This window comes from Blautia parvula (assembly GCF_020215665.1).
Lineage (GTDB): Bacteria > Bacillota > Clostridia > Lachnospirales > Lachnospiraceae > Blautia > Blautia celeris.
In genome coordinates, this window is record NZ_CP084061.1 from 5221220 (window position 1) to 5245178 (window position 23959).

The 23959-nt window shown below is 45.3% G+C and carries 26 protein-coding genes, 7 tRNA genes and 1 pseudogene; 26 read left to right on the forward strand and 8 right to left on the reverse strand.

The window, feature by feature from the left end; genetic code table 11:
• Window positions 1-32: 32 nt before the first annotated feature.
• The 15 genes from LC508_RS23770 to LC508_RS23840 all read left to right on the forward strand — a co-directional run bounded on the left by LC508_RS23770 (window position 33) and on the right by LC508_RS23840 (window position 9125).
• The gene (locus LC508_RS23770; RefSeq protein WP_103732918.1) at window positions 33-2465 is read left to right on the forward strand and encodes an alpha-mannosidase; all 2433 of its coding nucleotides are present in this window, start codon (window positions 33-35) and stop codon (window positions 2463-2465) included.
• 32 nt (window positions 2466-2497) lie between these two features.
• Window positions 2498-3508, forward strand: coding sequence for an ROK family protein (locus tag LC508_RS23775; protein WP_033141871.1), 1011 nt, complete (start codon window positions 2498-2500; stop codon window positions 3506-3508).
• Window positions 3483-4112 carry a D-sedoheptulose-7-phosphate isomerase gene (locus tag LC508_RS23780; protein ID WP_054353270.1) on the forward strand — a complete coding sequence of 210 codons (630 nt, stop codon included), beginning with the start codon at window positions 3483-3485 and terminating at the stop codon, window positions 4110-4112. Before LC508_RS23775 ends, LC508_RS23780 begins: the two co-directional genes overlap by 26 nt.
• 934 nt (window positions 4113-5046) lie before the next feature.
• Window positions 5047-5376 (forward strand): rhodanese-like domain-containing protein, encoded by a 330-nt coding sequence (locus LC508_RS23785; RefSeq protein WP_033141869.1) that lies wholly within the window; start codon window positions 5047-5049, stop codon window positions 5374-5376.
• 38 nt (window positions 5377-5414) lie between these two features.
• Window positions 5415-5957, forward strand: a complete 543-nt coding sequence (gene yfcE, locus LC508_RS23790) for a phosphodiesterase (RefSeq protein WP_033141868.1) — start codon at window positions 5415-5417, stop codon at window positions 5955-5957.
• Entirely contained in the window at window positions 5957-7108 is a 1152-nt protein-coding gene (locus tag LC508_RS23795; protein ID WP_103733000.1) for a THUMP domain-containing class I SAM-dependent RNA methyltransferase, read from the forward strand. Before yfcE ends, LC508_RS23795 begins: the two co-directional genes overlap by 1 nt.
• Window positions 7109-7114: 6 nt before the next feature.
• A complete protein-coding gene (locus LC508_RS23800; RefSeq protein WP_033141866.1) occupies window positions 7115-7714 on the forward strand; it encodes an XTP/dITP diphosphatase in 600 nt (199 codons plus the stop codon).
• 22 nt (window positions 7715-7736) lie between these two features.
• The gene (locus LC508_RS23805; RefSeq protein ID WP_033141865.1) at window positions 7737-8219 is read left to right on the forward strand and encodes a metallophosphoesterase; all 483 of its coding nucleotides are present in this window, start codon (window positions 7737-7739) and stop codon (window positions 8217-8219) included.
• Between the two features lie 227 nt (window positions 8220-8446).
• Window positions 8447-8521, forward strand: a tRNA-Pro gene (locus tag LC508_RS23810).
• 28 nt (window positions 8522-8549) lie between these two features.
• Window positions 8550-8620 (forward strand) — tRNA-Gly (locus LC508_RS23815).
• 21 nt (window positions 8621-8641) lie between these two features.
• Window positions 8642-8715 (forward strand) — tRNA-Arg (locus LC508_RS23820).
• Window positions 8716-8746: 31 nt separating this feature from the next.
• Window positions 8747-8820: transfer RNA gene (locus LC508_RS23825), tRNA-His, on the forward strand.
• 19 nt (window positions 8821-8839) lie between these two features.
• Window positions 8840-8911: transfer RNA gene (locus LC508_RS23830), tRNA-Gln, on the forward strand.
• A gap of 16 nt (window positions 8912-8927) precedes the next feature.
• A tRNA-Lys gene (locus LC508_RS23835) sits at window positions 8928-9000 on the forward strand.
• A 41-nt stretch (window positions 9001-9041) separates the two neighbouring features.
• Window positions 9042-9125 (forward strand) — tRNA-Leu (locus tag LC508_RS23840).
• 357 nt (window positions 9126-9482) lie between these two features.
• Here the strand turns inward: LC508_RS23840 and LC508_RS23845 are convergent.
• A pseudogene (locus LC508_RS23845) lies at window positions 9483-9827 on the reverse strand (MobV family relaxase); the annotation flags it as partial.
• 376 nt (window positions 9828-10203) lie between these two features.
• Here LC508_RS23845 and LC508_RS23850 point away from each other — a divergent pair.
• From LC508_RS23850 to LC508_RS28275, 9 genes are all read left to right on the forward strand, one after another.
• Entirely contained in the window at window positions 10204-10821 is a 618-nt protein-coding gene (locus LC508_RS23850) for a helix-turn-helix transcriptional regulator (protein ID WP_442857813.1), read from the forward strand.
• Between the two features lie 202 nt (window positions 10822-11023).
• Window positions 11024-11557 carry a hypothetical protein gene (locus LC508_RS23855; RefSeq protein WP_054353268.1) on the forward strand — a complete coding sequence of 178 codons (534 nt, stop codon included), beginning with the start codon at window positions 11024-11026 and terminating at the stop codon, window positions 11555-11557.
• A gap of 173 nt (window positions 11558-11730) precedes the next feature.
• On the forward strand, window positions 11731-12756 hold the full coding sequence (locus tag LC508_RS23860) for a hypothetical protein (RefSeq protein ID WP_186970944.1): 1026 nt from the start codon (window positions 11731-11733) through the stop codon (window positions 12754-12756).
• Window positions 12731-12934 (forward strand): hypothetical protein, encoded by a 204-nt coding sequence (locus tag LC508_RS23865; protein ID WP_118593863.1) that lies wholly within the window; start codon window positions 12731-12733, stop codon window positions 12932-12934. The genes LC508_RS23860 and LC508_RS23865 overlap by 26 nt, the downstream gene beginning before the upstream one ends.
• Window positions 12935-13571: 637 nt before the next feature.
• Window positions 13572-13928: a helix-turn-helix domain-containing protein gene (locus LC508_RS23870; RefSeq protein WP_054353267.1), complete on the forward strand. Its 357-nt coding sequence runs from the start codon at window positions 13572-13574 to the stop codon at window positions 13926-13928.
• Complete coding sequence (locus tag LC508_RS23875; RefSeq protein WP_054353266.1) at window positions 13925-14467, forward strand: hypothetical protein; 543 nt, start codon at window positions 13925-13927, stop codon at window positions 14465-14467. The genes LC508_RS23870 and LC508_RS23875 overlap by 4 nt, the downstream gene beginning before the upstream one ends.
• Window positions 14468-14478: 11 nt before the next feature.
• Window positions 14479-15288, forward strand: a complete 810-nt coding sequence (locus LC508_RS28265; protein ID WP_242980856.1) for a recombinase family protein — start codon at window positions 14479-14481, stop codon at window positions 15286-15288.
• Window positions 15285-15554 (forward strand): recombinase zinc beta ribbon domain-containing protein, encoded by a 270-nt coding sequence (locus tag LC508_RS28270; protein ID WP_242980855.1) that lies wholly within the window; start codon window positions 15285-15287, stop codon window positions 15552-15554. Before LC508_RS28265 ends, LC508_RS28270 begins: the two co-directional genes overlap by 4 nt.
• Window positions 15551-15937 (forward strand): hypothetical protein, encoded by a 387-nt coding sequence (locus tag LC508_RS28275; RefSeq protein ID WP_242980854.1) that lies wholly within the window; start codon window positions 15551-15553, stop codon window positions 15935-15937. The genes LC508_RS28270 and LC508_RS28275 overlap by 4 nt, the downstream gene beginning before the upstream one ends.
• A 57-nt stretch (window positions 15938-15994) precedes the next feature.
• Here the strand turns inward: LC508_RS28275 and LC508_RS23885 are convergent, their stop codons facing one another.
• Window positions 15995-16150 (reverse strand): hypothetical protein, encoded by a 156-nt coding sequence (locus LC508_RS23885; RefSeq protein WP_033143009.1) that lies wholly within the window; start codon window positions 16148-16150, stop codon window positions 15995-15997.
• A gap of 111 nt (window positions 16151-16261) precedes the next feature.
• Window positions 16262-17464 (reverse strand): coenzyme F420-0:L-glutamate ligase, encoded by a 1203-nt coding sequence (locus LC508_RS23890; RefSeq protein WP_033143010.1) that lies wholly within the window; start codon window positions 17462-17464, stop codon window positions 16262-16264.
• Between the two features lie 284 nt (window positions 17465-17748).
• On the opposite strand from LC508_RS23890, the gene LC508_RS23895 reads away from it, so the two are divergent.
• A complete protein-coding gene (locus tag LC508_RS23895; RefSeq protein ID WP_052099652.1) occupies window positions 17749-18129 on the forward strand; it encodes a PadR family transcriptional regulator in 381 nt (126 codons plus the stop codon).
• A complete protein-coding gene (locus LC508_RS23900; protein ID WP_103732669.1) occupies window positions 18065-19510 on the forward strand; it encodes a DUF2812 domain-containing protein in 1446 nt (481 codons plus the stop codon). Before LC508_RS23895 ends, LC508_RS23900 begins: the two co-directional genes overlap by 65 nt.
• A gap of 129 nt (window positions 19511-19639) precedes the next feature.
• On the opposite strand, the gene LC508_RS23905 is transcribed toward LC508_RS23900, so the two are convergent.
• The 5 genes from LC508_RS23905 to LC508_RS23925 form a co-directional block, all read right to left on the reverse strand.
• Window positions 19640-20398 carry a polysaccharide deacetylase family protein gene (locus LC508_RS23905; protein WP_033143013.1) on the reverse strand — a complete coding sequence of 253 codons (759 nt, stop codon included), beginning with the start codon at window positions 20396-20398 and terminating at the stop codon, window positions 19640-19642.
• Window positions 20399-20518: 120 nt separating this feature from the next.
• Window positions 20519-21523 (reverse strand): uroporphyrinogen decarboxylase family protein, encoded by a 1005-nt coding sequence (locus tag LC508_RS23910; protein ID WP_052099651.1) that lies wholly within the window; start codon window positions 21521-21523, stop codon window positions 20519-20521.
• Window positions 21524-21570: 47 nt separating this feature from the next.
• Entirely contained in the window at window positions 21571-22761 is a 1191-nt protein-coding gene (locus LC508_RS23915) for an MFS transporter (RefSeq protein WP_033143014.1), read from the reverse strand.
• Between the two features lie 19 nt (window positions 22762-22780).
• Window positions 22781-23227, reverse strand: a complete 447-nt coding sequence (locus LC508_RS23920) for a hypothetical protein (RefSeq protein WP_054353260.1) — start codon at window positions 23225-23227, stop codon at window positions 22781-22783.
• On the reverse strand, window positions 23220-23831 hold the full coding sequence (locus LC508_RS23925; RefSeq protein WP_033143016.1) for a GTP-binding protein: 612 nt from the start codon (window positions 23829-23831) through the stop codon (window positions 23220-23222). The genes LC508_RS23920 and LC508_RS23925 overlap by 8 nt, the downstream gene beginning before the upstream one ends.
• Window positions 23832-23959 lie beyond the last annotated feature (128 nt).

The following is a 23959-nucleotide window of genomic DNA, read 5'->3' on the forward strand; positions in this document are numbered from 1 at the left end:
GCACATCTTACTGAAATTGGGAGGTTACGTTTATGAAGAAAATGTATATGATCGGAAATGCACATCTTGACCCTGTATGGCTCTGGCCGTGGCAGGAGGGATTCCAGGAGAATAAAGCTACCTGTAAATCTGCGCTGGAGCGTTTGGGTGAATACGAGGATGTAATATTTACATCAAGCTCCGCACAGTTCTATGAGTGGATTGAAAAAAATGATCCGGAAATGTTTTCAGAGATCGAAAAGAGGATAAGAGAAGGGCGCTGGGTGATCTGCGGAGGCTGGTGGGTGCAGCCTGACTGTAATATCCCCTGCGGAGAATCTTTTGCCCGTCATGCCTTGATAGCCCAGAATTATTTTATGGAAAAATTCGGTGTAACAGCCAAAACAGGATACAATGTGGACAGCTTTGGTCACCAGGGAATGATGCCGCAGATCCTGCAGTTGTCCGGCATGGAGAATTATGTATTCATGCGGCCGGGTCCTCATGAAAAAGGCCTGCCGGCCAGGAATTTTATCTGGGAATCAGATGACGGTTCCAGGGTACATGCTTTTCGGCTGCCGTTTTCCTACTGCACATTCGGCAGGCTGGAGGATCACATGAGAGCCTGCAGAGAGGAATTTGACGCCGGTGTGGATGAGCTGATGTGTTTCTACGGTGTGGGCAACCACGGTGGAGGTCCTACAATCGAAAATATTGAAACTGTGAAAAAGCTGCAGAGAGAATGGGATGACGTGGAAATCATTTTTGCGGATCCTGACTTTTACTTCGAGAAACTTAAGGAGAGGGAATATGACCTGCCGGTAGTGCATGGGGATCTGCAGCATCATTCCAGCGGCTGTTACAGTGCGGAATCACAGGTGAAACGCTATAACCGCAAGGCGGAGAATGCGCTTCTGAGGGCAGAGAAGTTTTCTGTTCTGTCAGAGCTTGTGTCAGGGCATGGCTATACAGAGGGACTGACAGAGGGGTGGAAACGTGTTCTGTTTAACCAGTTCCATGACATCCTGGCAGGCTCCAGTATTCAGAAGGCATATGAGGATACCAGGAATGAATTAGGGGAAGCTCTGTCCATTGCGGCGAGAAATGAGAATAACAGTCTTCAGGCAGTTTCCTTCCATATCGGGATCGATCAGGAGGAGAATATGCTCCCCGCAGTGGTTTTCAATCCCCATGGCTGGGACGTAGAGGAATATGTAGAAGTGGAAACCGGAATGTTCGGTAATTCCTGCAGAGGGGAGTCTTATATCGTAAAGGACAGCAGCGGAAATGTGGTACCGTCCCAGAAAATATCTTCGGACGCGAAGGTAAACGGCAGAAACAGGATCGTCTTCAAGGCAGGCGTGCCGTCACTTGGTTACGCTGTATTCCGCATCTACGCAGTGGATCAGGAGCAGGAGGCAGAACACACATCGCAGGCCCTGGTATTAGAAAACGCTCTGGTCCGTGTGCAGTTTGAAGAGAAGACAGGAGCTGTTATTTCCATATGGGATAAGGAAAACAAGATTGAATACTGTGACGGAGCCTTTGGACGAGTTGTGGTGGTAAAGGATAACTCCGACACATGGAGCCACGGAGTCACGAGATTTCATGAGACAGAGGGATACTTTGAACCGAAATCCGTGAAAAAGACAGAGGATGGACCGGTAAGGAGCAGTATCCGTGTGATCAGCAAGTACAAAAGCTCTACCCTGGTCCAAATATATACATTATATAAGGAAGATAAATCCGTCAGAGTGTCTGCAAAGATCAACTGGCAGGAAAAATTCCGGTGTGTAAAAATCCAGTTCCCGGTTGCTCTGGATCAGTACAGAGGAATCTATGAAATTCCTTTTGGCTGTATAGAAAAAGCATGCAATGGGGAGGAAGAACCGGTTCAGCGCTGGATGGACCTGTCAGGTATGCAGGAGGCCAATAATAAAATAATCTGTGGTATCGGTATATTAAATGACTGCAAATACAGTGCCTGCATGGAAGGAAACTGTATGGAGCTGACAGTTCTTAGAAGTCCTGTATACGCCCACCACAATCCGTATATTCTGGATGAGGAGGAAGACGACTATCAGTTTACAGACCAGGGAATACAGAACTTCTCTTATACCATCGTACCACACCTGGGCAGCGGCAGAGAGGCGCATCTGGTGCAGCGTGCAGAAGAACTCAATCAGCCCTGTGTTACAGTGATCGAGACATACCATAAGGGCGAATATCCGCAGAAGGCGGAACTTTTGACGGTGAGCAGGAACAATGTGGTGCTGTCTGCCCTTAAAAAGGCAGAGAAGCAGGATGGATATATCCTCAGGCTTTATGAGACAGAGGGAAAGGAGTGTCAGGCAGATATCTGCATCCATTTCCTTGAAAAAACCATTCGCGCGGAATTTAAGCCGTTTGAGATTAAGACATTTTTCGTCAGCCGTTCCGTGGATTCTGAACCTGCAGAGGTGAATTTCATGGAATGGGAGAAGTGACGCGCTAAAAATGCCTGCGAGGAGATTGGGATATGAAAGACTATGTGATTGGTATTGATATAGGCGGCACAAAATGCGCAGTAGTGCTGGGTGAGGCAGGGGAAGCAGATGAGGACTGCCGAATATTTGACAGAGTATGCTTTGCTACAGAGGCCAGGAGAGGACCGGATTGCGTGATCCATGATCTGTTTGGAGCAGTCCGGGCACTTCTCGGGCGTAATGATATACAGACGGAAAGACTGCAGGCCATAGGGATAAGCTGCGGAGGGCCTTTGGACCATATAAAGGGAGTGGTTAAAAATCCGCCTAATTTATATGGCTGGGACAATATTCCCATTGTGGATATTATGGAAAAGGAATTCCGGGTGCCCACATACATACAGAATGACGCCAATGCCTGTGCACTGGCAGAATGGAAATTCGGAGCAGCCAGAGGCTGCCGGCATGTGATATTTCTCACCTACGGCACAGGGATGGGAGCCGGTCTTATATTGGACGGAAAGCTTTACAATGGTGCCAACAATATGGCAGGAGAAGTAGGTCATGTGAGAATGACAGAAAGCGGTCCTGTGGGATTCGGCAAGTCCGGCTCCTTTGAAGGATTCTGCAGCGGCGGAGGCATTGCCCAGATTGCCAGGATGAAGGTGTTGGAGAAGCTGCAGATCGGTGAACGTCCTTCTTTCTGCCAGAGCTTTGAACAGATAGAGGAGCTGTCAGCAAAGACCGTAGCTCTTGCCGCAAAAAGCGGGGACCCTCTGGCTCTTGACATCTATGAAACCAGCGGCTACTATCTGGGCCGGGGGCTGGCTATCCTTATAGATATACTGAATCCGGAGATTATTGTACTGGGCAGTGTCTATGAGAGAAGCGAAGAATTACTGTGGCCATGTGCGCAGCGGGTCATCGAGCAGGAAGCACTGGCTATTTCAAGAGAGGGATGCCGGATCGTGCCGGCTGAGCTGGGAAATAAGATTGGTGATTATGCGGCACTTTCCGTTGCGATTCAGGGAGGTAAAAATGGGCAGAGAAAATGCAGTCTATGAAAAATTCCGGAAGGATTATCCGGTTCTTAAGGAACAGCCTGTGTGGGAAGCTTTTGAGCTTCTTCTGAAAAGCTGCAGAAATGGAGGGAAAATCCTGGTCTGCGGCAACGGAGGCAGCGCCTCTGATTCAGAGCACATTGTAGGAGAGCTGATGAAAGGTTTCCTGCTGAAGCGCGAACTGCCGGACGAGGAGAAAGAAAAGTTCAGGAGTCTGGAAGGCGGAGAGGTATTATCCGAGCAGCTGCAGCAGGGGATCCCGGCCATCTCATTGAACAGTTACACTTCCCTCATGACTGCAGTGGGAAATGATACCTCCTTTGACATGATATTTGCCCAGCAGGTGTATGCTTACGGACAGCCGGGAGATGTGCTTATTGCAATGACTACATCTGGCAATTCCGCAAATATTGTGGAGGGAGCAAAGACTGCCAGAGTAAAGGGCATGAAGGTATTGGGGATAACTGGAGAAAAGGAGTCTGCTCTCTTAAAATACTGTGACGTCTGTTTCCGCATGCCGTCCACAGAGACATATCGTGTACAGGAGTATACACTGCCTCTGTACCACACGCTGTGTGCTATGCTGGAGGAGGCAGTTTTTGGATAACTCATAATAAGAAAATCCGCAGGGCTTTGTGAGAGGCCGCTGCGGATTTTTCACGTTTGTATCAAAAATGTATTTCTGGGCAGCCGGTGCTGCCCGGTATTCTTAAAAATAAAAAGAGAAACACCCTGTAGGGGAGCTACAGGGTGTTTCGAGGGGAGTATAAATAATTAAATAAGGGGTTATAATGTAAAAAAAATTTTTGAAGGGTAAATTCTTTTTACAACCCATATTATAATATAAAAGGAAAAAAAATGCAATCCTTTTTTGACGAGATACGCATGACAAAAAGGAATATTATTACTTTTTACGGATATATTGACGAAAACAAGAAGAATTGAACTGCGGCGAATATTTTGAGGCAGAAAAGACATAATAAGACTGTAAATAAAAAATGTACAACCAGGAGGTAAAGTCATGGCTAAAAATTATAGCAATGAATTAGGCAGCAACAAATCCACTAATGCAAACAACTCTCAGAATTCACAGAACTCCCAGAATTCACAGAACTCTCAGAATTCTCAGAATTCTCAGAACTCCCAGAACTCACAGAACTCCCAGAATTCTCAGAACTCTCAGAACTCACAGAACTCCCAGAATTCTCAGAACTCCCAGAATTCCCAGAACTCACAGAAGAATTCCTATTCAGGAAGTAAAAACGGAACAGAGAACTGTGGAACAAGAAACTCTCAGAATGCATCTTCTTCCAACAGCAAAAATTCACAGAACTCCAACTCCAACAGCAAAAATTCTTCTAAAAACAACACATCTTCTGAGTACGGTTATTAATTAGTATAAAAGAGGATACAGCCAGGGAGATTCCGGACACCAATCCGGAATCTCCCTGATTCATGTTAGGGAAACCACGCTCTGCGTGGTTTCTGTTATTTACGTCCTGGATTTGGAATGCATATAATAGAAGAAAAAGGTATTTCTTATGACTGGTATTGAAACAATTTCAGCCCATGATTTAGACAGATATCATGGTGACAGAAATGTTATGATTATAGATCTGCGTGACAGAGAAGAATATGAAGCGGGACATTTTGACGGAGCTGTAAATATTCCCTATGAAGAGCTGGATATTTATGAGGAGCTGCCTGCTGACAAGATCCTTGTGCTCTACTGCGACAGAGGAAGCGCCAGCCTTCTGGCAGCCAGAGAACTGATGCAGAGAGGCTTCCGTGTAAAATCTGTTGTGGGTGGATTCCACGCATATAAAGGAACGAACTTGTATTTTCCTTCAGAGCATAGTAAAATAAAGTAGATTAGACAGTTTAAGGAAAAACAGAGGAGAATATACTTATGAAATACATGTTTGCATCAGACATCCACGGTTCAGCTTATTACTGTAAAAAGATGTTGGAGGCATATAAGGCGGAGAAGGCAGACCGTCTGATTCTGTTGGGTGATCTGCTGTACCACGGCCCAAGAAACGATCTTCCAAAAGATTACGCACCGAAAGAAGTCATTGCCATGCTCAATGAACATAGAGATGATTTGTATGTGGTACGCGGCAACTGTGATGCGGAAGTGGACCAGATGGTGCTTCATTTTCCGATTATGGCGGATTACTGTATTATCATGGATGGTGAGCGCACTATTTATGCCAGCCATGGACACGTATATCATGAAGAGAATCTGCCGCCGCTGAAAAATGGAGATATTTTTATTCACGGCCACACACATGTGCTGCGTGCGGAAAAGAAAGAAAATTATACCATTCTGAATCCGGGTTCTGTTTCCATTCCCAAGGAAGGAAATATTCCCACCTATGCGGTACTGGAGGACGGTCTGTTCTCAATCCGCGGATTTGGCGGGGAGATTGTTAAGGAGTTAAAATTATAATGGAAAAATTTGAATTGATCGCACCATGCCATTTTGGTCTGGAGGCAGTGTTAAAAAGGGAAATACAGGATTTGGGATATGAGATCAGCGAGGTGGAGGACGGGAAAGTAACGTTTTTAGGTGATGCCGGGGCAATTGTCCGGGCAAATATGTTTCTGCGCACCACAGAACGGGTACTTTTAAAGGTGGCGAAAGTCAAAGCAGTCACTTTTGAAGAGTTATTTGAGAAGACAAAAGCCCTTCCCTGGGAAAAATATATTCCGCAGGACGGAAAATTCTGGGTTGCCAAAGCCAACTCTGTCAAAAGCAGGCTCTTCAGCCCCTCAGATATCCAGTCCATTATGAAAAAAGCTATGGTAGAGCGCCTGAAATCGGTGTATCATGTGGACTGGTTTGAGGAGGATGGTGCCAGTTTTCCTATCCGTGTCGCTTTTATGAAGGATGTTGCCACCATTGGTATTGACACGTCAGGGATTTCCCTGCACAAGAGAGGATACAGGCAGATGACAAGTAAGGCTCCCATAACAGAGACTTTGGCGGCAGCCCTGCTGATGCTGACTCCATGGAACAGGGACCGTATTTTAGTGGATCCCTTCTGCGGCAGCGGAACATTTCCTATTGAGGCAGCCATGATCGCCGCCAATATCGCACCGGGAATGAAACGGAATTTCCTCTGTGAGGACTGGAAACATCTCATATCAAGAAAGCATTGGTATGAGGTCAGGGAGGAAGCACAGGGGATGATAGATCTGTCCGTAGATACAGATATCCAGGGATACGACCTGGACCCCGAGATGGTGAAGGGAGCCAGGGAAAATGCGGAGCGGGCCGGCGTTGACAAGCTGATACATTTTCAGCAGAGGGATATCAAAGATTTGAGCCATCCTAAGAAATATGGTTTTATTGTCACGAATCCTCCTTATGGGGAGCGTCTGGAAGACAAAGAAAATCTGCCGTCTCTCTATGAAACGATTGGGGAGCGCTATCAGGCACTGGATTCCTGGTCCATGTATCTGATCACCGCTTATGAGGATGCAGAGCGATATATAGGAAGAAAAGCGGATAAAAACAGGAAGATATACAATGGTATGATCAAGACGTACTTTTATCAGTTCCTGGGTCCAAAGCCCCCGAAAAAGAAGAGGAGTTAACAAAAGATGAAAAGATTGATCTTTGCAACCGGCAATGAAAATAAAATGAAAGAGATACGGGAGATCATGGAAGGTCTGCCGGTTGAAATCCTGTCCATGAAAGAAGCCGGCATTGAGGCCGATATTGTGGAGGATGGACTGAGCTTTGAGGAGAATGCGCTGATCAAGGCGCGTGCAGTCTGCAGACTGGCGGGTGAGATGGTACTTGCTGATGATTCCGGGCTGGAGGTGGACTACCTCAACAAAGAGCCGGGAATCTATTCCGCACGCTACATGGGCGAGGATACTTCTTACAGGATCAAGAACCAAAATATCATGGACCGCCTGGAGGGTGTACCGGATGAAAAGCGTACCGCCAGGTTTGTGTGCGCCATAGCCGCCGTATTTCCGGACGGCAGGGAACTGGTGACGCGGGGTACGATAGAGGGTATCATCGGCTATGAGGAGAGAGGGGAAAATGGATTTGGATATGATCCCATCTTTTTCCTTCCTGAGAGGGGCTGCAGCACTGCAGAACTTCCGCCTGAGGAGAAAAACAACGTGAGCCACAGGGGAAATGCGCTGCGCAGTATGAAAGCTTTGCTGGAAAAGGAACATTTATTATAATAAATGGAAAGGACTTTCAAATATGAAGGTATTAATTGTCAGCGACACCCATGGTCACGAGGAGAATTTTGAAAAGGTTCTGGAAAAGGTGGGAAATATACAGCATCTGATCCATCTGGGAGATGTGGAAGGGCATGAGGATTATATAGAAGCGATCTCAGGCTGTCCGGTACATATTGTGGCGGGAAATAATGATTTCTTTTCAGACCTTCCCAGAGAGGAGGAACTGTGGCTGGAGGACTACCACGTACTGCTCACACATGGGCATTACTATGGCGTTTCCATGGGAACCAGCCGCCTTGAGGAGGAGGCGCGGGCCAGGGGCTTTGATATAGCCATGTATGGACATACCCACAGACCTGAACTGAAGATAGAAGATGACTTGACGGTATTAAATCCGGGGAGTATTTCTTATCCCAGACAGTGGGGACACGAGCCGAGTTTTATCCTCATGGAAATCGACAGGGATGGAGAAGCTCACTATACAATTAATTATCTGAAATAATGAAAAATGCTGGGATGGCAGTTTCAGTCCCGCTGAAGGATGCCATCCCGCAGTCATATATGATTTGACGGGAATTGCTAATGGATGAAGGGGAAACCGGGGCATTTTGTAAAAAAATGGAATAGAAATAAATATTCTAAAAAAAAGTGTTGACTTTTCACTTTCCCTATGGTATATTTTATCTTGCGTCAGGCAAGAGCACTTGCACAGGACGGTAAGATACCTTTCGGGGTGTGGCTCAGCTTGGCTAGAGCGCCTGGTTTGGGACCAGGAGGTCGCAGGTTCGAATCCTGTCACCCCGATGTTTCAACAAGTGCATGAAATGCCCGTGCGGGTGTAGTTCAGTGGTAGAACACCAGCCTTCCAAGCTGGATATGTGGGTTCGATTCCCATCACCCGCTTTCGGTTGCAAAACCGAGGATGTGTTTGTAGCTCAGCTGGATAGAGCAACGGCCTTCTAAGCCGTGGGTCGGGGGTTCGAATCCCTTCAAGCACGCTTGTGTGTTTTAGACGCACAATGGATTATGGTGGGTATAGCGCAGTTGGTTAGCGCGCCAGATTGTGGCTCTGGAGGCCGTGGGTTCGAATCCCACTATCCACCCTTGCCGTTACGGCGCTCTTGGGCTATCGCCAAGCGGTAAGGCACAGCACTTTGACTGCTGCATTCGCTGGTTCGAATCCAGCTAGCCCAGTTCAAAGTCTAATTATGGAGCATTAGCTCAGTTGGTAGAGCACTTGACTTTTAATCAAGTTGTCCGGGGTTCGAATCCCCGATGCTTCACTGGAACAAGCAAGTGCTTGTTCCTATTTTTTTTCTGATATGCGGATATGGCGGAATTGGCAGACGCGCCAGATTTAGGTTCTGGTGTCTACGACGTGCAGGTTCAAGTCCTGTTATCCGCACCAGATAATGATAATCCGAACCCGGTTCCAATCGGGGACGGCTTCGGATTTTTAGTATATCTTTAGTGCGAAAAACAAAAGCGGCGGTATCGTGAGTGATACCGCCGCTTTTGTCATACACTCCTTTTCTTTTCTGCTTTTATTGCCCTCTGTGCTTTCCACTTCTCAAATTCTTTTTGTCCTTCCGGGCTTTCAAAGAATTTTTGGATTTCTGGAAGTAAGCAACGGGCAAGGGCTTCTATTTCGTGTTAGGGGATATCTGTGTTCGGTTGCTTTTTGGCCATATATCGCCTTTCTCTGTATTCAGTTTTCAAGGTACATTGCCGCCATGCTGCGGCGCAAAATGTTTTCTGTCATCTGTCACCGTTCCTTTGTGTGTCGCTGCTGGCGTTTCAGCTCTGCCAGCACTTCCGGCGGGATACGGTCTACCAGCCGTTGAATGTTCTTCAGCTCGCTTTCTAGCTTTGCCTGTTCCATGCGGTCTTTCATTTTTCCGCTTTCGCTGGCTTTGGCTTGTTCTTCCAGCTTTTCATTTTCCACCAAAAGGTCGTTTATCGTGACCTTGTATTTTTTGAGCTTCCCGGAGAAGTTCTCCATCTGCGGAAACCTATTTTTCAGCAGGGAGAGGGCTTCTTCTTTCTTCTTTCCGGCATTGAACGGGGTAATACCGTTCAGTGTGGCTTCAATGGCTCTTGCCTGTTTCCTTTGTGCTGAGGTCATGTGGTAAAGGAAACCGTCCGGTTTGCGCTCTATGGGCGGCAATCGTTTATGTGGGTTCTCTCTCATGTGTTCCCTCCGTTTGCTTTCCTTATGCCGTTCTCCCCGAAAAGGCTTTCTGCCCCATTCCTGCGGCGTGTTTCTCCTTTGGTACGCAAATGCGCTACATCTCCGGGAGAGGTATTCCTTTTCGGACGGTCATTCTGTTTTCAAAGTGCAGCTCATCGATGAACTACCCTAAGTCTACACGAAAAAAATGCAGTTCCCGGAATCTTGCGAGAATTGCATTTTAAGGCAATATTCAATTTCAAAATTGCATTTCTGCAATTCTTCTGTATAATGGGAAGTAAGCAAAGGAGGTGTCATGTATGGCTTTACCCGGAACACCTGGACAGCGGATTTCCGATTTGTGCATGGCAATCATATTTCTCAAAAGCAGCTTGCGGAGAAGATAGGCGTATCTGCTTCCCAGTTGAGCCGCATTGTCAGTGGAGAAACAAAGACGGTCAGTAGCGATATTCCCATAGGCGTGGCAAAGGAATTTAAAGTATCAACGGACTACATATTGGGTTTGTCCACTTTGAGCGTTCGTAAAAGCTATGATATTTCTGAATTAGGCTTATCCGAGGAAGCCGTGAAGGAGCTTGTGACAGGTTCGGTATTAGAAATCCTCAACCGTCTGTTGGAGCATAAAAATTTCCCACGCCTAATCAGTCTGATACGGATTTATTTTCAAGACACAGCAGCAAGGGGTATCATGGCACGAAATCAACTTATTCAACTGGCAACAGCTTCCCTGTCCGATCTAATGAAAGAACACCCGCAACATCGGGCAGAAGCAAGACAGGATTTGCAATTTCTGAACGCACAGAAGATGGGAGAACACGAAGCAGAGATTGAAAAAATCAAGAATGTATTCCTTGCTATCCTGCGAGATATTAAGAAAGATATGGAAAGTGGGGAACAGCCGGGGAAGCTGTGACCGCTGCTATGTTCCAGACCATGCAAGACGCACTTGCAGAACAAAAACAGGAACCGCTTTCTATGGACGATGTAACTGCTATGATTGCCGAACAGATTGGGCAGCTTCTTCCGATGGACGTGGAAACAAGCGAACAATTTCATCAGTTGATGAAAAAGATAATTGAGCAGGCGGGAAAGTAGATTTTGTTGGAGGTTAAAATATGGATATATCAACTATTGTAAATATTATTCTTTGCGTTTTGTCTTTTATATTAGCCGCCATATCTGTAGTTACAGTTGTGATTACTTTACGGCAAAATAATAAAATGATTGAAGAATCAACAAGACCTGTTATTTCTGTTTATACTGATGAAATCAATGCGGGTAATCCGTTTTTCTATTTAATTGTTAAAAATTTCGGGAAATCTCCTGCATACATTACAAAATTTGAGTATGATTTTGATTTCAAAGGTTGTTATAAAATACGAAATGATAAAGATTATTTGGAGGGACTCAATAATGCAGTTTTAGCCCCGGGACAATCAAGAATTTGCACACTTGATTATGCGAAAATAGATAAAGAAGTGACATTTACACTTGAATATCATTCTGGAGCAAAGAAGGTATATTCGGATAAATTTACGATTGACTTAAAAGCTGGGGTTAGTATGCCTTATGGCAAAGTAGCCACAGAGGGTAAAGAGCTTCGCACAATTTCTTACGCATTGCAAGAAATGCTACAAAAAAATCTTTGATAAGCTGATTTAGAAAGACTAATATTGATAATGTCAAAACAATTCCAGCAGTTGATGAAAAAGATGATTGAGCAAACTGAGAAATAGGTTATTAGGCAAACTTGTATATGTATATGCTTCGTTAAATTTACAAGTCCTATAGAGAAATAAAGCTGAAAGGGAAGGTGGAAATTTTGGAAGATGTAATCAACATTTCTCCTGATGATATTGAAATTATTGATACCACAGGATATTGTGCGGATTTGACTGAGCATTTTGATGGTGTTTCAGAAATTTTAAATCCATTCGTTAAAGGAGCGAAAAGAAGTTTTAAGAAAATTGAACATTTAATTTATTCGGCTCCTGCATTTATCAACGCTGTAAAAGCTGTCATTCCAGAAGAAACATATCAAGTAATTTTATCAGACGAGCAAAAGACTAAAATTGCTAAGGGTGCACTTAAGCTAATGACTAAAAAAGATGGTTCTCTGATGGCAAACCTGATAAATCCAGAGACAAAAAAAATAGTATCTACTATTTCGTTAGAAAAAGTCAAACTGTCACCAGAGATGTCTCAAGCTATGACGAGTTATGCTACACAAATGCAAATGGCACAAATCGCTGAACAAATTCAAATAGTTCAAGTAGCAATTGAAGAAGTTCGTCAAGGACAAGAATACGACAGACTGGCAACCGCTTACAGTTGTCAACAGAAGTTTTTACAGGCAATGGCAATAAAAAATCCTCGTTTGAAATCACTGGCATTATTGAGAATTGTTGCAGATGCAGAAGATAGTAGGAATCTTTTAATACAGAGTCAAAGTGCAAATATTGCTTTTATTCGAAATCAGCCAGAATCATTTTGGGGAAAACTTATGTCGGGTGCTACACCAGAAAAAATCAATGTCCGAATGTCTGAAATTCGTGAAAGCCTTTGCGCCGTAAATATGGTGTCTCTTGCTGAAGCAATGGCATATCAAGAAATGGGCGAATCGGAAGCTGCACAGCTAAGTTTACAATATTATGCTGAACACATTAAGAAAACTTATCTCTCTGAAAAAGGTTTCGTAGAGCGCCTTGATATGATAGATCCATCACCCGAAAATTATTGGTCAAAAACTTTGCCCGACATTGAAAAGCGTATTAAAGCGTTGCCTTGCAACGCCACACTCAATCGTATAGGAGATACAGAAAATGGAACAGAAAAAATGCAAAAATAAAAAATGCCAGCGTCTACTTCCGGATGGATACAAACATAAATATTGCGAAAATTGCAGAAATGAACAGGCAAAACATTTAAAGGATGCTTGTAAAGGTGCTTTGGGAGTTGCAGTAATGATAGGAGGCACTGCTATTACTATTGCAACAAAAGGCAAAATTAAACCTACAAAAAAGTGACTTAACTAAAACCAAATTTAATATAAATAGCAATGCCAGCTGAGCCAGTCAACGTTCAAGATGAACGAAGCAATGCGCCGCCGTTGACAGTCCCGCCCGTCTTTGCTAAAGGGTAATCAAGGCGGGAAAGCCCTAAAATGGCTTCCTGCCCATTTCAATTTTTACAGGAGTGTTTCCAAAAGTCCGGTGTAAGACGAGAGACAAAAGTTTTCATATACGCCCTGTCTGCTGATGAAAACAGCCCTGTGCTTGCGGCTCCACGCCACACAATCACAGCACTGTTTTCCTGTTGCTTCAAATGTGCTTGCCCTCCCCAGCGGCAACCGCATTTTCGCAGCAACGCTGACAGAGCGTATAACACACTACACTTTGCAAGCAAAGTCGTGTGCCAAAGGGGTACCCTTTGGGAACCCTATTTTGTCGGAGCGTGTAGCCACACTTCCACCAAAATGAAAAATAAGCGGTCGCAATCTGCTGAAAAACCACAGTCGGATTGACCGCTTATTTTGTTGTAGCCCTCCCCGTTTTCTTCTATCCGTTTTACGAGTATATTTCTTTAGAATATGCTTAATACGGGTTGAAAGGAAACCGTAAAAGTAATATACTATGCATAAAGGAAACAAGGAGGTTACATCCCATGAAAGAATTAGGAGAACGCCTGCGGAGATTACGGGAAAGCGTGAAGCTGTCGCAGGTAAAGATGGCGGAACTTTTGGGAGTGAAGCAGTCCAGTATCAATCGTTACGAGCAGGGGCAGTCGGCGCCTTCTTTGGAAACGCTTGTAAGGTATGCGGATTATTTTGATGTATCATTGGATTATCTGCTTGCCCGGACAGACAATCCGCAAGGCAAGCTATATGAACACCGTCCGAAGATTGCACCGGGGAGTGAGGAAATGAAACAGTTTATTGAAATGTGTTTTGACCCGCAATCTCCGCTGAATGAAAAATTAAAACAAACACTTCTTGAAATGATGGAGATGGAATCAAAATGACATTGAAAACAGAAATAACAGTATCTGATATCTTTGCAGGAATTTCTTTGATTTTGGTTATCATAGGTGGCATATTTGCTTATTACCAATGGCGTCGAAATGTTTCCTTGAAAAGAGCTAGTTATATAAATGAATTAACTGAAAAAATTCGTACAGACCCGCTTATTAGTGGCATTATCTATTGGCTGGATTACGGACAATCATGGTATTCTAATGAATTTCATTCGAGTGGTGAGATGGAATTAAAGATGGACAAAACATTATCATATTTCTCGTATATTTGCTATTTGAGAAAACAAAAGATTATTAGCAACAAAGAATATAAATTTTTCAAGTACGAAATAGAAAGAATTCTTCTCAATCCAGAGATACAAGATTATTTTTATAATCTGTATCATTTTTCCCAAAAATTCAAAGTCCCATTTACATTTCAATATTTATTTGAGTATGGCAAAAAACATAAAGTTTTTGATAAGGAATTTTTCAATCCAACCGCATATAAAACTAGTTTGAAATATCACAAATATCTTAATTTTTAGGAGGTGAACAAATGAAAGGTGTGATTTACGCCCGTTATTCTTCTGATAACCAACGGGAAGAAAGTATCGAGGGACAGTTGCGGGAATGTAAAGAGTATGCGGAGCGCAATGATATTACAATTTTAGGGACTTATATTGATCGGGCATTATCAGCAAAAACAGATAACCGCCCCGAATTTCAGCACGTGATTAAAGATAGCGCAAAGGGCTTGTTTGATGTTGTCCTTGTGTGGAAATTAGACCGCTTTGCCCGTAACTGTTACGGCAGCGCACGATATAAAAACCTTTTGAAAAAGAATGGCGTTAAGGCCATTTCGGCAAGGGAAAATATCTCCGAAGGCAGCGAGGGCATTATTTTGGAAGTCATGCTGGAGGAGTATGCAGAATACTATTCTGTGGAGCTTTCTGAAAAGGTTATCCGGGGACTGACCGACAATGCGCTGAAATGTAAATACAACGGCGGTTCTGTTCCGATGGGATATTATATTGACGAACAGCAGTATTATCAAATTGACCCCAAGACTGCCCCCGATGGTGTTGGAAATGTTTACAAAGTACAGCGAGCGGGCAACCATGCAGAAGCTTATCCATTGAATAGTCGGGGTATGCGTTCCATTCGTGGCGGGAAAATAACGCTGAAAATTATGAACCACCTGTTAAAGAACCGCCGCTATATGGGCGAGTACAGTTATCGTGATGTAGTCAAGGAGGACAGTATTCCGGCGATTGTCCCGAAAGAATTATTTGAACGGGTACAGGAACGGCTGGTAAAGAACAAAAAGGCTCCCCCCGTCACAAAGCCGAGGACGATTACCTTTTGACAACGAAGCTGTACTGCGGGAAATGCAGCTCTTTTATGGTGGGAGAAATCGGCACAAGCCATACGATGAAAGTACACCGTTATTATTGCTGTGTGAATACCAAGAAAAAGAAGCTCTGCGACAAGAAAGCGGTCAAGAAAGACTGGATTGAAGATTTGGTTGCCAACTATATCATGAAAGCAATTATGAATGATGAAGTTATGGAACGGCTGATTGATACGCTGATGGAGTTGCAAAAGAAAGAAAGCACCGACCTGCCCTTTTGAAAAAGCAGCTTGCAGAAACGGAAAAAGGTATCAACAATATGCTCAATGCCATTCAAGCAGGGATTTTTACCCCGTCCACCAAGCAAAGACTGGATGAGTTGGAGGAAACCAAAAGCCAGCTTGAAGTCAGCATTTTGCAGGAGGAAATGTACAAGCCCCTGCTTACAAGAGAACAGATAGCATTTTTCATTTACCGTTTCCGCAAATTTGATGTGACAAAGCGGGAACAGCGGCAAAGACTAATTGACAGTTTTGTAAATGCGGTGTATCTTTATGAGGATAAGATAATCCTTACTTTCAACTATAAGGACGGTTCTAAGACTATCACACTGGCGGAGGTTGAGGGTTCGGATTTATCCGTACTCGGTGCAGGAATAAAATAAAAAAGGATTCCCTTCTCATTTTTACTGAGAGGAGAATCCTTTTTGTGTTCAGGCCTTTTATCTGCCTTCTGACTCTGCCACAATATCTTCCAGAACTTTGATCAAATCAGGCAGTGATTCTAATTGGACATTTCGTTCCAGAATACAGTTTTTCAGATCAATGGACAGAGTTTCAAATTTGTCCCGGATTGCCGGGGATATATAGGATGCCATAAAATCACCTCAGCAATAGGATGTGTATGCTTAGAATAAAATATGCGGGATATTGGAAAAACACCAGGATTCTGTCTGATAAAAGACTATAATCCTGGTGTTTCATTCCCGCTATTCTTTTGTATAATTGTCAAAATACCCCTGGATATAGATAATAGGCGTACCTTTATCTCCCGAACCGGAGGTCAGATCAGCCAGGGAGCCCAGCAAATCTGTCAGGCGTCTTGGTGTAGTACCCTGGGTTACCATGGTGCCTTTCAGGTTTTCTGCCTTCTCGTCCTTTTCCTGGATGTAATTCTTGATGGCAGCCTTTAACTCGTCTCCTGATAAGTCGGCGAAATCATTGTCCGCCAGGTATTTCAGCTTCACCTCATTGGGTGTTCCATTCAGGCCGTCTGTGTAGGCCGGAGAGACTACCGGGTCAGCCAGCTCCCAGATTTTGCCCACCGGATCTTTGAATGCGCCGTCACCGTAGATCATGACTTCCACATGTTTTCCTGTTTTTTCCAGAATGGAGCTGTGTATGGAATCAACCATTTCCTGGCAGTGGATCGGGAAAAGCTTTACCGTGTCTTCAGTGGCTTTGTTGGAGCCGAGAAGTCCGTATGTATCATTGTATCCGCTTCCGTCAATGCTCTGTGTCATGATATCATCCAGAGCGTATACTTTTTCCGCTCCGTTGGCATTCAGGATGCGCTTGGTGCGCTCTCTGCTGTGAATATCGCAGGTGAGTATGCTTTTTGTGTAGTCCAGGATCGCTTTGGGATTGTTGGCAAAAATGATCTCCACTTCTGCACCGCACTCACGGATCACATTTTTATAATAGTCCACATAGTCAACACCGGTAAATACGTGTTTTTCGTATCCGAACAATTCTCTGTATTTTTCTTCTGACAGTACGTCTGTCCATGGATTGACGCCTTTTTCGTCCATGACATCCAGATCCACAAGATGATTGCCTACTTCATCAGAAGGATAACTCAGCATGAGGACGATCTTTCTGCAGCCTTTTGCGATTCCCTTCAGACAGATGGAAAAGCGGTTACGGCTGAGAATCGGGAAGAGGACACCAACGGTGTCATCGCCGAATTTTTCATGTACATCTTTGGCAATCTGTTCCACACTGGCATAGTTGCCCTGGGCTCTGGCAACCACCGCCTCTGTGACAGCGATTACATCTTTATCGCGAATCTCAAAAGGTTCGCTCTTTGCGGCTTCCAGCACGCAGTCCACTACGATTTCGGACAGGTTGTCACCTTCACGGATAATCGGAGCGCGGACGCCGCGGGATATGGTACCTACCATTTTAGACATTATGATATTCCCCCATTTTTAAATTTGTGGACATTGCCACCATTACTATTCTACGGTTTGTTGCCGAAATAAGCAAGTAATTCCTGACATAAAGCGACAAAAAAATTGTATCTGGCCGGAATCGTTTTGAATTGACAATATCGTTATACGATATTATAATAAAAATAAGAAATATCGAGTATCGATATCAGGGGCTCAGGAATTCGGATGTAATGGAATCCAAACCAGGGAAAAGTCAGGAAAAACCATCAAAGAGAAAAACATTTAAAAAGGAGGAAACGGGTATGCCCAGAGAACAGTTTCAGAGTTTGACGGAGCCCATGTACTATATTCTGATGTCGCTTCAGGATGAGTGCTGCGGAGTGGATATTATGGAAAAAGTAAGAGGTTTATCGGGCGGGCGAGTGCAGGTTGGTCCCGGAACTCTGTATGCGCTTCTGGCAAAATTCCAGGAGGGGGATATGATCGAAGAGACAAGGCAGGAAGGACGGAAAAAGTGGTATAGGATTACGGAGAAAGGAAATGACTCCCTGAAAAAGGAGTACCGCCGCATTTTAGCCATGGCCAGGGACGGGGCCGCCGGATTGGAGGGGGATAGGGATGCTGTATTGGAGATGGAAAAACTTTGGGATTTTGGACGTTCCGGCAATGGAGTGCTTCTTTGAAAAAATGGCAGCGCGGGGATGGATGCTGAGAGACGCCCGGGGGAGTTTCTGGGGATTTGAGCGGCAGACTCCAAAGGATGTGAAATTTTCAGTTGCCATCCTGAAGGATGTTTCCATGTGGGAAGGCAGTGAGAATGAGGAATCGAGAAATTTTCAGTTCTATTGTGAGAGTGCAGGGTGGCATTTTGTGTGTGCTGAGAAGTGCAGGCAGATTTTGTGGAGCGATAACAGGGATATCGTTCCCATAGAGACAGATGAGGAAATGAAAATGGAAGCGGTGAAGACCCAGTATCGGAAACAGGCCGCATTTACGATGTTTGTGGGTGTGCTTTGGACCTTGATTTATTTTTGGCCTGTACTGGCAGGAGGTGCGGAACTGGGTGGGTATTTAATGAAGTCACTTCTGGAAAGTAATGCGGGGATTTTGGTGCTGTTCTGTATACTGTACCTGCTTTTGGGCGGTTTGGCCGGTATCGTTTCCTATCTGGTTTGGTGTCAGATGGCAAAGAGAAATTTATCACGGAAAATGCCGGTGCTGTACAGACCTTATTCTGTCTTTATGGTAAAAGACATTGCTGAGAAAGTTTTTTGCCTGCTGTTGGTTGTACTTTTCTATATCACTGTGGTGCGTGTGACTGTTCAGGAACGTGACTGGAGGACACTGACGAACCTGTTAGTATTTTTTATTGTCTTTTGGGGTGTGAGTCTTTTTTCACAGAGCAGAAGGAAAAAGGGTTTTCGCTGGAGGTACCTTGCAGCCGGTATGGCTGCCGTAATGATTATGATGTTTGGGATGTATAAAATAGATACGATTTTCGATATGGAGTCGTCCGGGGAGGATACATGGATGACCGGAAATGGTCCGTTCCTGAAATGTTCTGAACTTTTTGCGGGGAATAAGAATGCGGAAGGTGAGGAAACGGAAAAGAAAGAAGCAGAAGATAGAGAGGAAGGGAGGTCAGTTCATACGAGAAACGCCAGTATTTTGCTGGAAAGTGAAAGCTACAACACATTCCCGAGTGAGATCTGCAGGGAGGACTTTTCCTATACTTTATACAAATCCAGATATAAAGCAGTCTTGAATTATATACGGAAATTGTCAGAGAACCGACCAGGTTATGAGGAAGACGGTGATTATTGGGACGGTTCTATCTATATCCGGCGCTACAGTGATCAGAGAGGTATTCCTACGGAACAGGAAACAGCAGACGGAGCTGCGGCAGGCGATGTGCCGGCTGAGGTGATTTACCGGATATCTGTTTTACGAAACGGTCCCTATATACTGGTGATCCGATACAAGGACCAGGGCCCGGGGTTAAGCAAGGAAATCGTTGACAGCCGTGCAGCTGATAAAATGAAGAGATTGCCGGGGATTTTATAAAGTGTCTGCATGGAGAATCGGGGACCCGGAGGACGGTGGAGCAGAGATAAAAAAACGGCGTATAGGGAATAGAATGTATTTTGGCTGTCTGCCGGGAGAACATTTCTATGACTATACGCCGTCTTTCTTTCAGTCCGGTATCTGCCGACCTTCATGGTCCATATGGTAATTTTCTTTGTAGATAAGCTGTGAGACAGGGACAAATTCATAGCCTTTGTCCTGCAGTGTGGTGATGAGAGTATCCAGCGCGTCTTTGGTATATTTGGCACCGTTATGGCAGAGGATAATGCTGCCGTTGCCCAGGTGGGAATCTTCGGTGACCCTTTTGATGATATCATCAGCGCCGTAATCCTTCCAGTCGAGAGAATCCACATCCCACTGTATGGGGTAGTAATGATTGGCACGGGCATTTTTTACTACATCATTGTCATAGTCTCCGTAAGGAGGGCGGAACAGGAACATGTCATAGCCGGTCAGCTCTTTGACCTTGTTGTGTACGGACATGAGTTCCTGCGTTTTCTCCTCATCGCTGAGCTTTGTCATATATTTGTGGTTTTCGCTGTGGTTGCCCAGATCATGTCCTGCCTCGTAAATCTTTTTTACATCATCAGGATAACTGGAAACCCAACCGCCGGTCATGAAAAAGGTGGCCTTTACCTGGTGTTTGGCCAGGATATCCAGAAGAGCGGCTGTATCCTGATTGCCCCAGGCAGCATCAAAACTGATGGCTATCTGGGGCTTGTCAGTTTGTACACAGTATATGGGGAGCTCACGGCTTCCCACTGTGCTGCTGACAGAGATGACACCGGGCAGATATGTGACGGCACAGAGGACGAGGGCACCGCAGAAGAGCAGTGTTATGGCTGTGTTGAGAAGTTTCTTTAACATGGCAGACCTCCGCAATAGATGTTGTTTACATCATATGCCGTCCGGGATAGAAAAAGAACGCGGCAGACAGGGAAAGGGCTGTGCGCAGCCTGAACCGCGCACAGCCCTGAAAGCAGGGGATTATTTCCGGTAGAAGTTTCTTCCGTAGGAATCATATTCCTCGGTGATCCAGCGTGCTTTTGCTTTGATCGCCTCGTCATCCGGTGCGCCGTATGTGCTGGCCCAGAATACAAAGCCGCCTCCCGGCGCAAAGTTATCAATACATTTGCGGACTTCAGCTCTGACAACCTCCTCGGAGGTGTCCGGCCAGCCTGCAGGGCCTGAGGAATCCCAGCAGCCTTCCAGTACCAGGCTGTTTCCGTATTTTTTCTTGATACCTGCCAGGTCATTCATGGTCTGGGCGGGATTCCAGGCACATACGCCGAAGTCACGCCAGTCTTCTATGAAATCCTCACATCGGCCGCAGTCGTGCATATCAATGGGGATTCCGGCCTCCTGCGCGAATTTTGCTTCGCTTGCATGGAAGGGTTTTATCATCTCCCGGTACATCTCCACAGAGATAAACGGATTGGTTGCAGTTGCCGTATCGTCTGTGATCGCCCATACATCCGGTTTGTAATAGTCCCTGACTTTGCTGCATATCTGGAGATAGAACTGATTCATATACTCAAACAGCGCCATGACTTCATCCGGTTCCTCCAGCATGGCGCAGAGGCCTTCTGTAAATCCCATAAAATTCATGAGCTGCTGGAAGTATCCAACATGTATGGTGGCAGTCACGGATGTCTGTGTTCTGTCAACACGCTCCAGATCCTTTTTCGCCATGGTTTCCCAGTCAATATGTGAAATATCAGGAGCCTTGATGACATCACGCCAGTGGCAGATGTCGTCCAGTATGAAGCGGCCCGGTTTAGGCAGGGACATATAGCCGGTTTCCTTTGTGGCAACGTATTCCACACCCCAGATATCAAAGCCGCCCATAGGCGTCTTGCGGGCGTTCAGGAATCCGGGCCCAACCCAGGCGGTAGCCGGAGCATGTCCCGGGGACGGAATCAGAAGCCTTGGTATCCATTCCGGGGTTTCACCGCGCAGAGTCATCAGATAGTTATCTTTTTCAGTTAACATAATATTACCTCCTTCTTATAGATGAAGCACAGAGAGTATCCGTTTGTTCAGGCCCGGGAAGTCTTCTTGTTGCCGCCGGTGACTACGATATAGATGGTGGCGCCAAGTACCAGACAAAGTGTGGAGACTGCGGTAATCCGCCATTCAGCCCTCAAAACATTCAGGTTCAGCAGATTTTTCACACCGTTGATGAGATAAGGGGAGAGGAACTGTCCGAGCCCCACACAGCTTGTATACACAGCGATCGCCTGGGAACCGAATTTGGGTTTTGCCGCTGTCCCTGCAATGAGCAGGTTGTAAGTGGGGTTGTAAAAGCCAAATCCCAGGCCGAAGATTGCTCCGCACATAATAAACAGGGCGAAATTCTGGGCAAAACAAAGAATCGCCAGCGCCAGTCCCACAAGCCCTGTGGAAATGACAGCCATATACCGCTGTGTCCTTTTGTGCAGACTTCCGAAGATCAGACCGGCTATAAATGCAAATATAGTATTGGTAGATGCAACCATAGAAACCTGGCCGGCACCTCCGATGCTCTCTCCGGTTATGACAAGTGACAGTTCCACATTAAATGACATCATACATGCGTTAAAAAATATGGCAAACAGGAGAACATAGAAGGTCTTTCTGGTATACTTTTTTTCTCCGGCATTTGCCGCGGTGCGTTCCTTTTTGATCGGTTCATTGGAGGGGCAGAAAAAGAGTACCAGGAGTGCAACCGGGATTGCAAACAGATAGCCCCAGAAGGCATGCCGCCATCCAAAGGAGGTCAGCCAGCCGCCCACCATAGTGACGGCAGCACCGAACAATGCACCGAACCCAGCTCGAAACCCCAGAAGCCGGGCCTTTTCTTCGCCCTCATACAACTGCTGAATGATCGCGTTGGCCAGCGGGAAAACCGTTCCTGACCCCATGCCGTAGATAACCCTCATAACAAGGATAGCCGGCAGATTAAATACGAAATAAGTTCCGAAACCTGCAGCAAACATAATACAGGCACAGCCGATCACAATTTTCTTAATAGGAAAAATCTGTATCAGCTTACCGGACATCAGAGAGCAGACGATCATCATAAGGGACGGGATGGTGGAGAACAGCTTTACGGTAGTGACATCATACTGCGGAAATTCCTTGACCATGTAGGCCAGAGATGACGCGTTGATGGTTGCCAGATATAACAGGGTACTGACAGACAACACGGCCACAGTATTCATTAAAGTGTATTTTTTCTTTTCTGCCATAGTGATTCCTCCCTTGTGGTCAGATGGAGAATAAGGGGCTGCTGTCAATTGCAGACTCTACGATCTGTGTCAAGATCTTTTTATCTATGAAGAGGGCAATGACTGCAGCATGTATTTTTATGGTTGGAGACAGAGCCTCCTTTTTCATTGCTTCCGTATCCGTGAGGGATATCATAATGACCTCACTGCGCTCCATGGATGCTTTGATATGGCCTATGATGCCGTTTTGTTCGGTGATATTCCGGGCAATGTTTTTAAAGAGCTGTTTCAGCAGGATCTCCGTCTGTTTTACATCCTCGCAGGAGCTCCATTCCAGAGAAATAACACTGGCCTCATCCTGTGTATAGGCGTTCAGAGTGATGATCGTGTTATTCCTGCGCAGAGATTGGGAGGCGTGTTCGTGATGCTCATGGGTGTGGCTGTGGTGGTCATGTCCGTGTGTAGCTTCGTGGGATATTTCATTCATAAGAATCACCCTCCAGTATAAAATCCCAAATACAGTGGGAAACAGGCTGGTTTGCAGAAGTCCGGAAAATCTTTGGAACCCTGCCCATATCCTGTATCTGCCGTTCGACTGCTTTCAGCGTATCCGGTGTGACCAGGTCCATCTTGTTGATCAGTACGGTATCCGCGTTTATAAGCTGGCCTGTGATCAGTTCATGAAGCGGTACAAGGAGACGTTCCCAGCGTGAAGCGTCAGCCACAATACAGATTCTGGAGGAGAGGGCCATGCTGTCAGCCAGGTTTTTTTGGATCAGATGGGGATAGGCCAGGCCGGTGGTCTCCAGGATCAGCCAGTCCGGCTGAAGTTCTTTTTCAATCTTACTGACGGTCGACAGCAATTCGCCGGACAAGGTGCAGCAGGCACATCCGGAAAACAGGTTTTCAACCTGATATCCGTTTCCCCGCAGCAGCTTGTCATCAATGCCTTCCTCCCCGACTTCATTTTCCAATATCACAACCTGATATTTTTTATCATTTAAGGCATGTCCGGTTATGTAATAGGCAAGCTGCAGCAGGAGCGAGGTCTTTCCGGAACCAAGGAATCCTCCAAGGATCAAAACTTTCATAATGATTCACCTCTTTCTATATTAGAAGCAGATGATTCGAGAGACTGTGCACACAGATTTCTGAATTAATTGAATTATAAAATGAATTGAAAGATAAAAATAGGAGATGAGCGCACAAAAAACAGAAA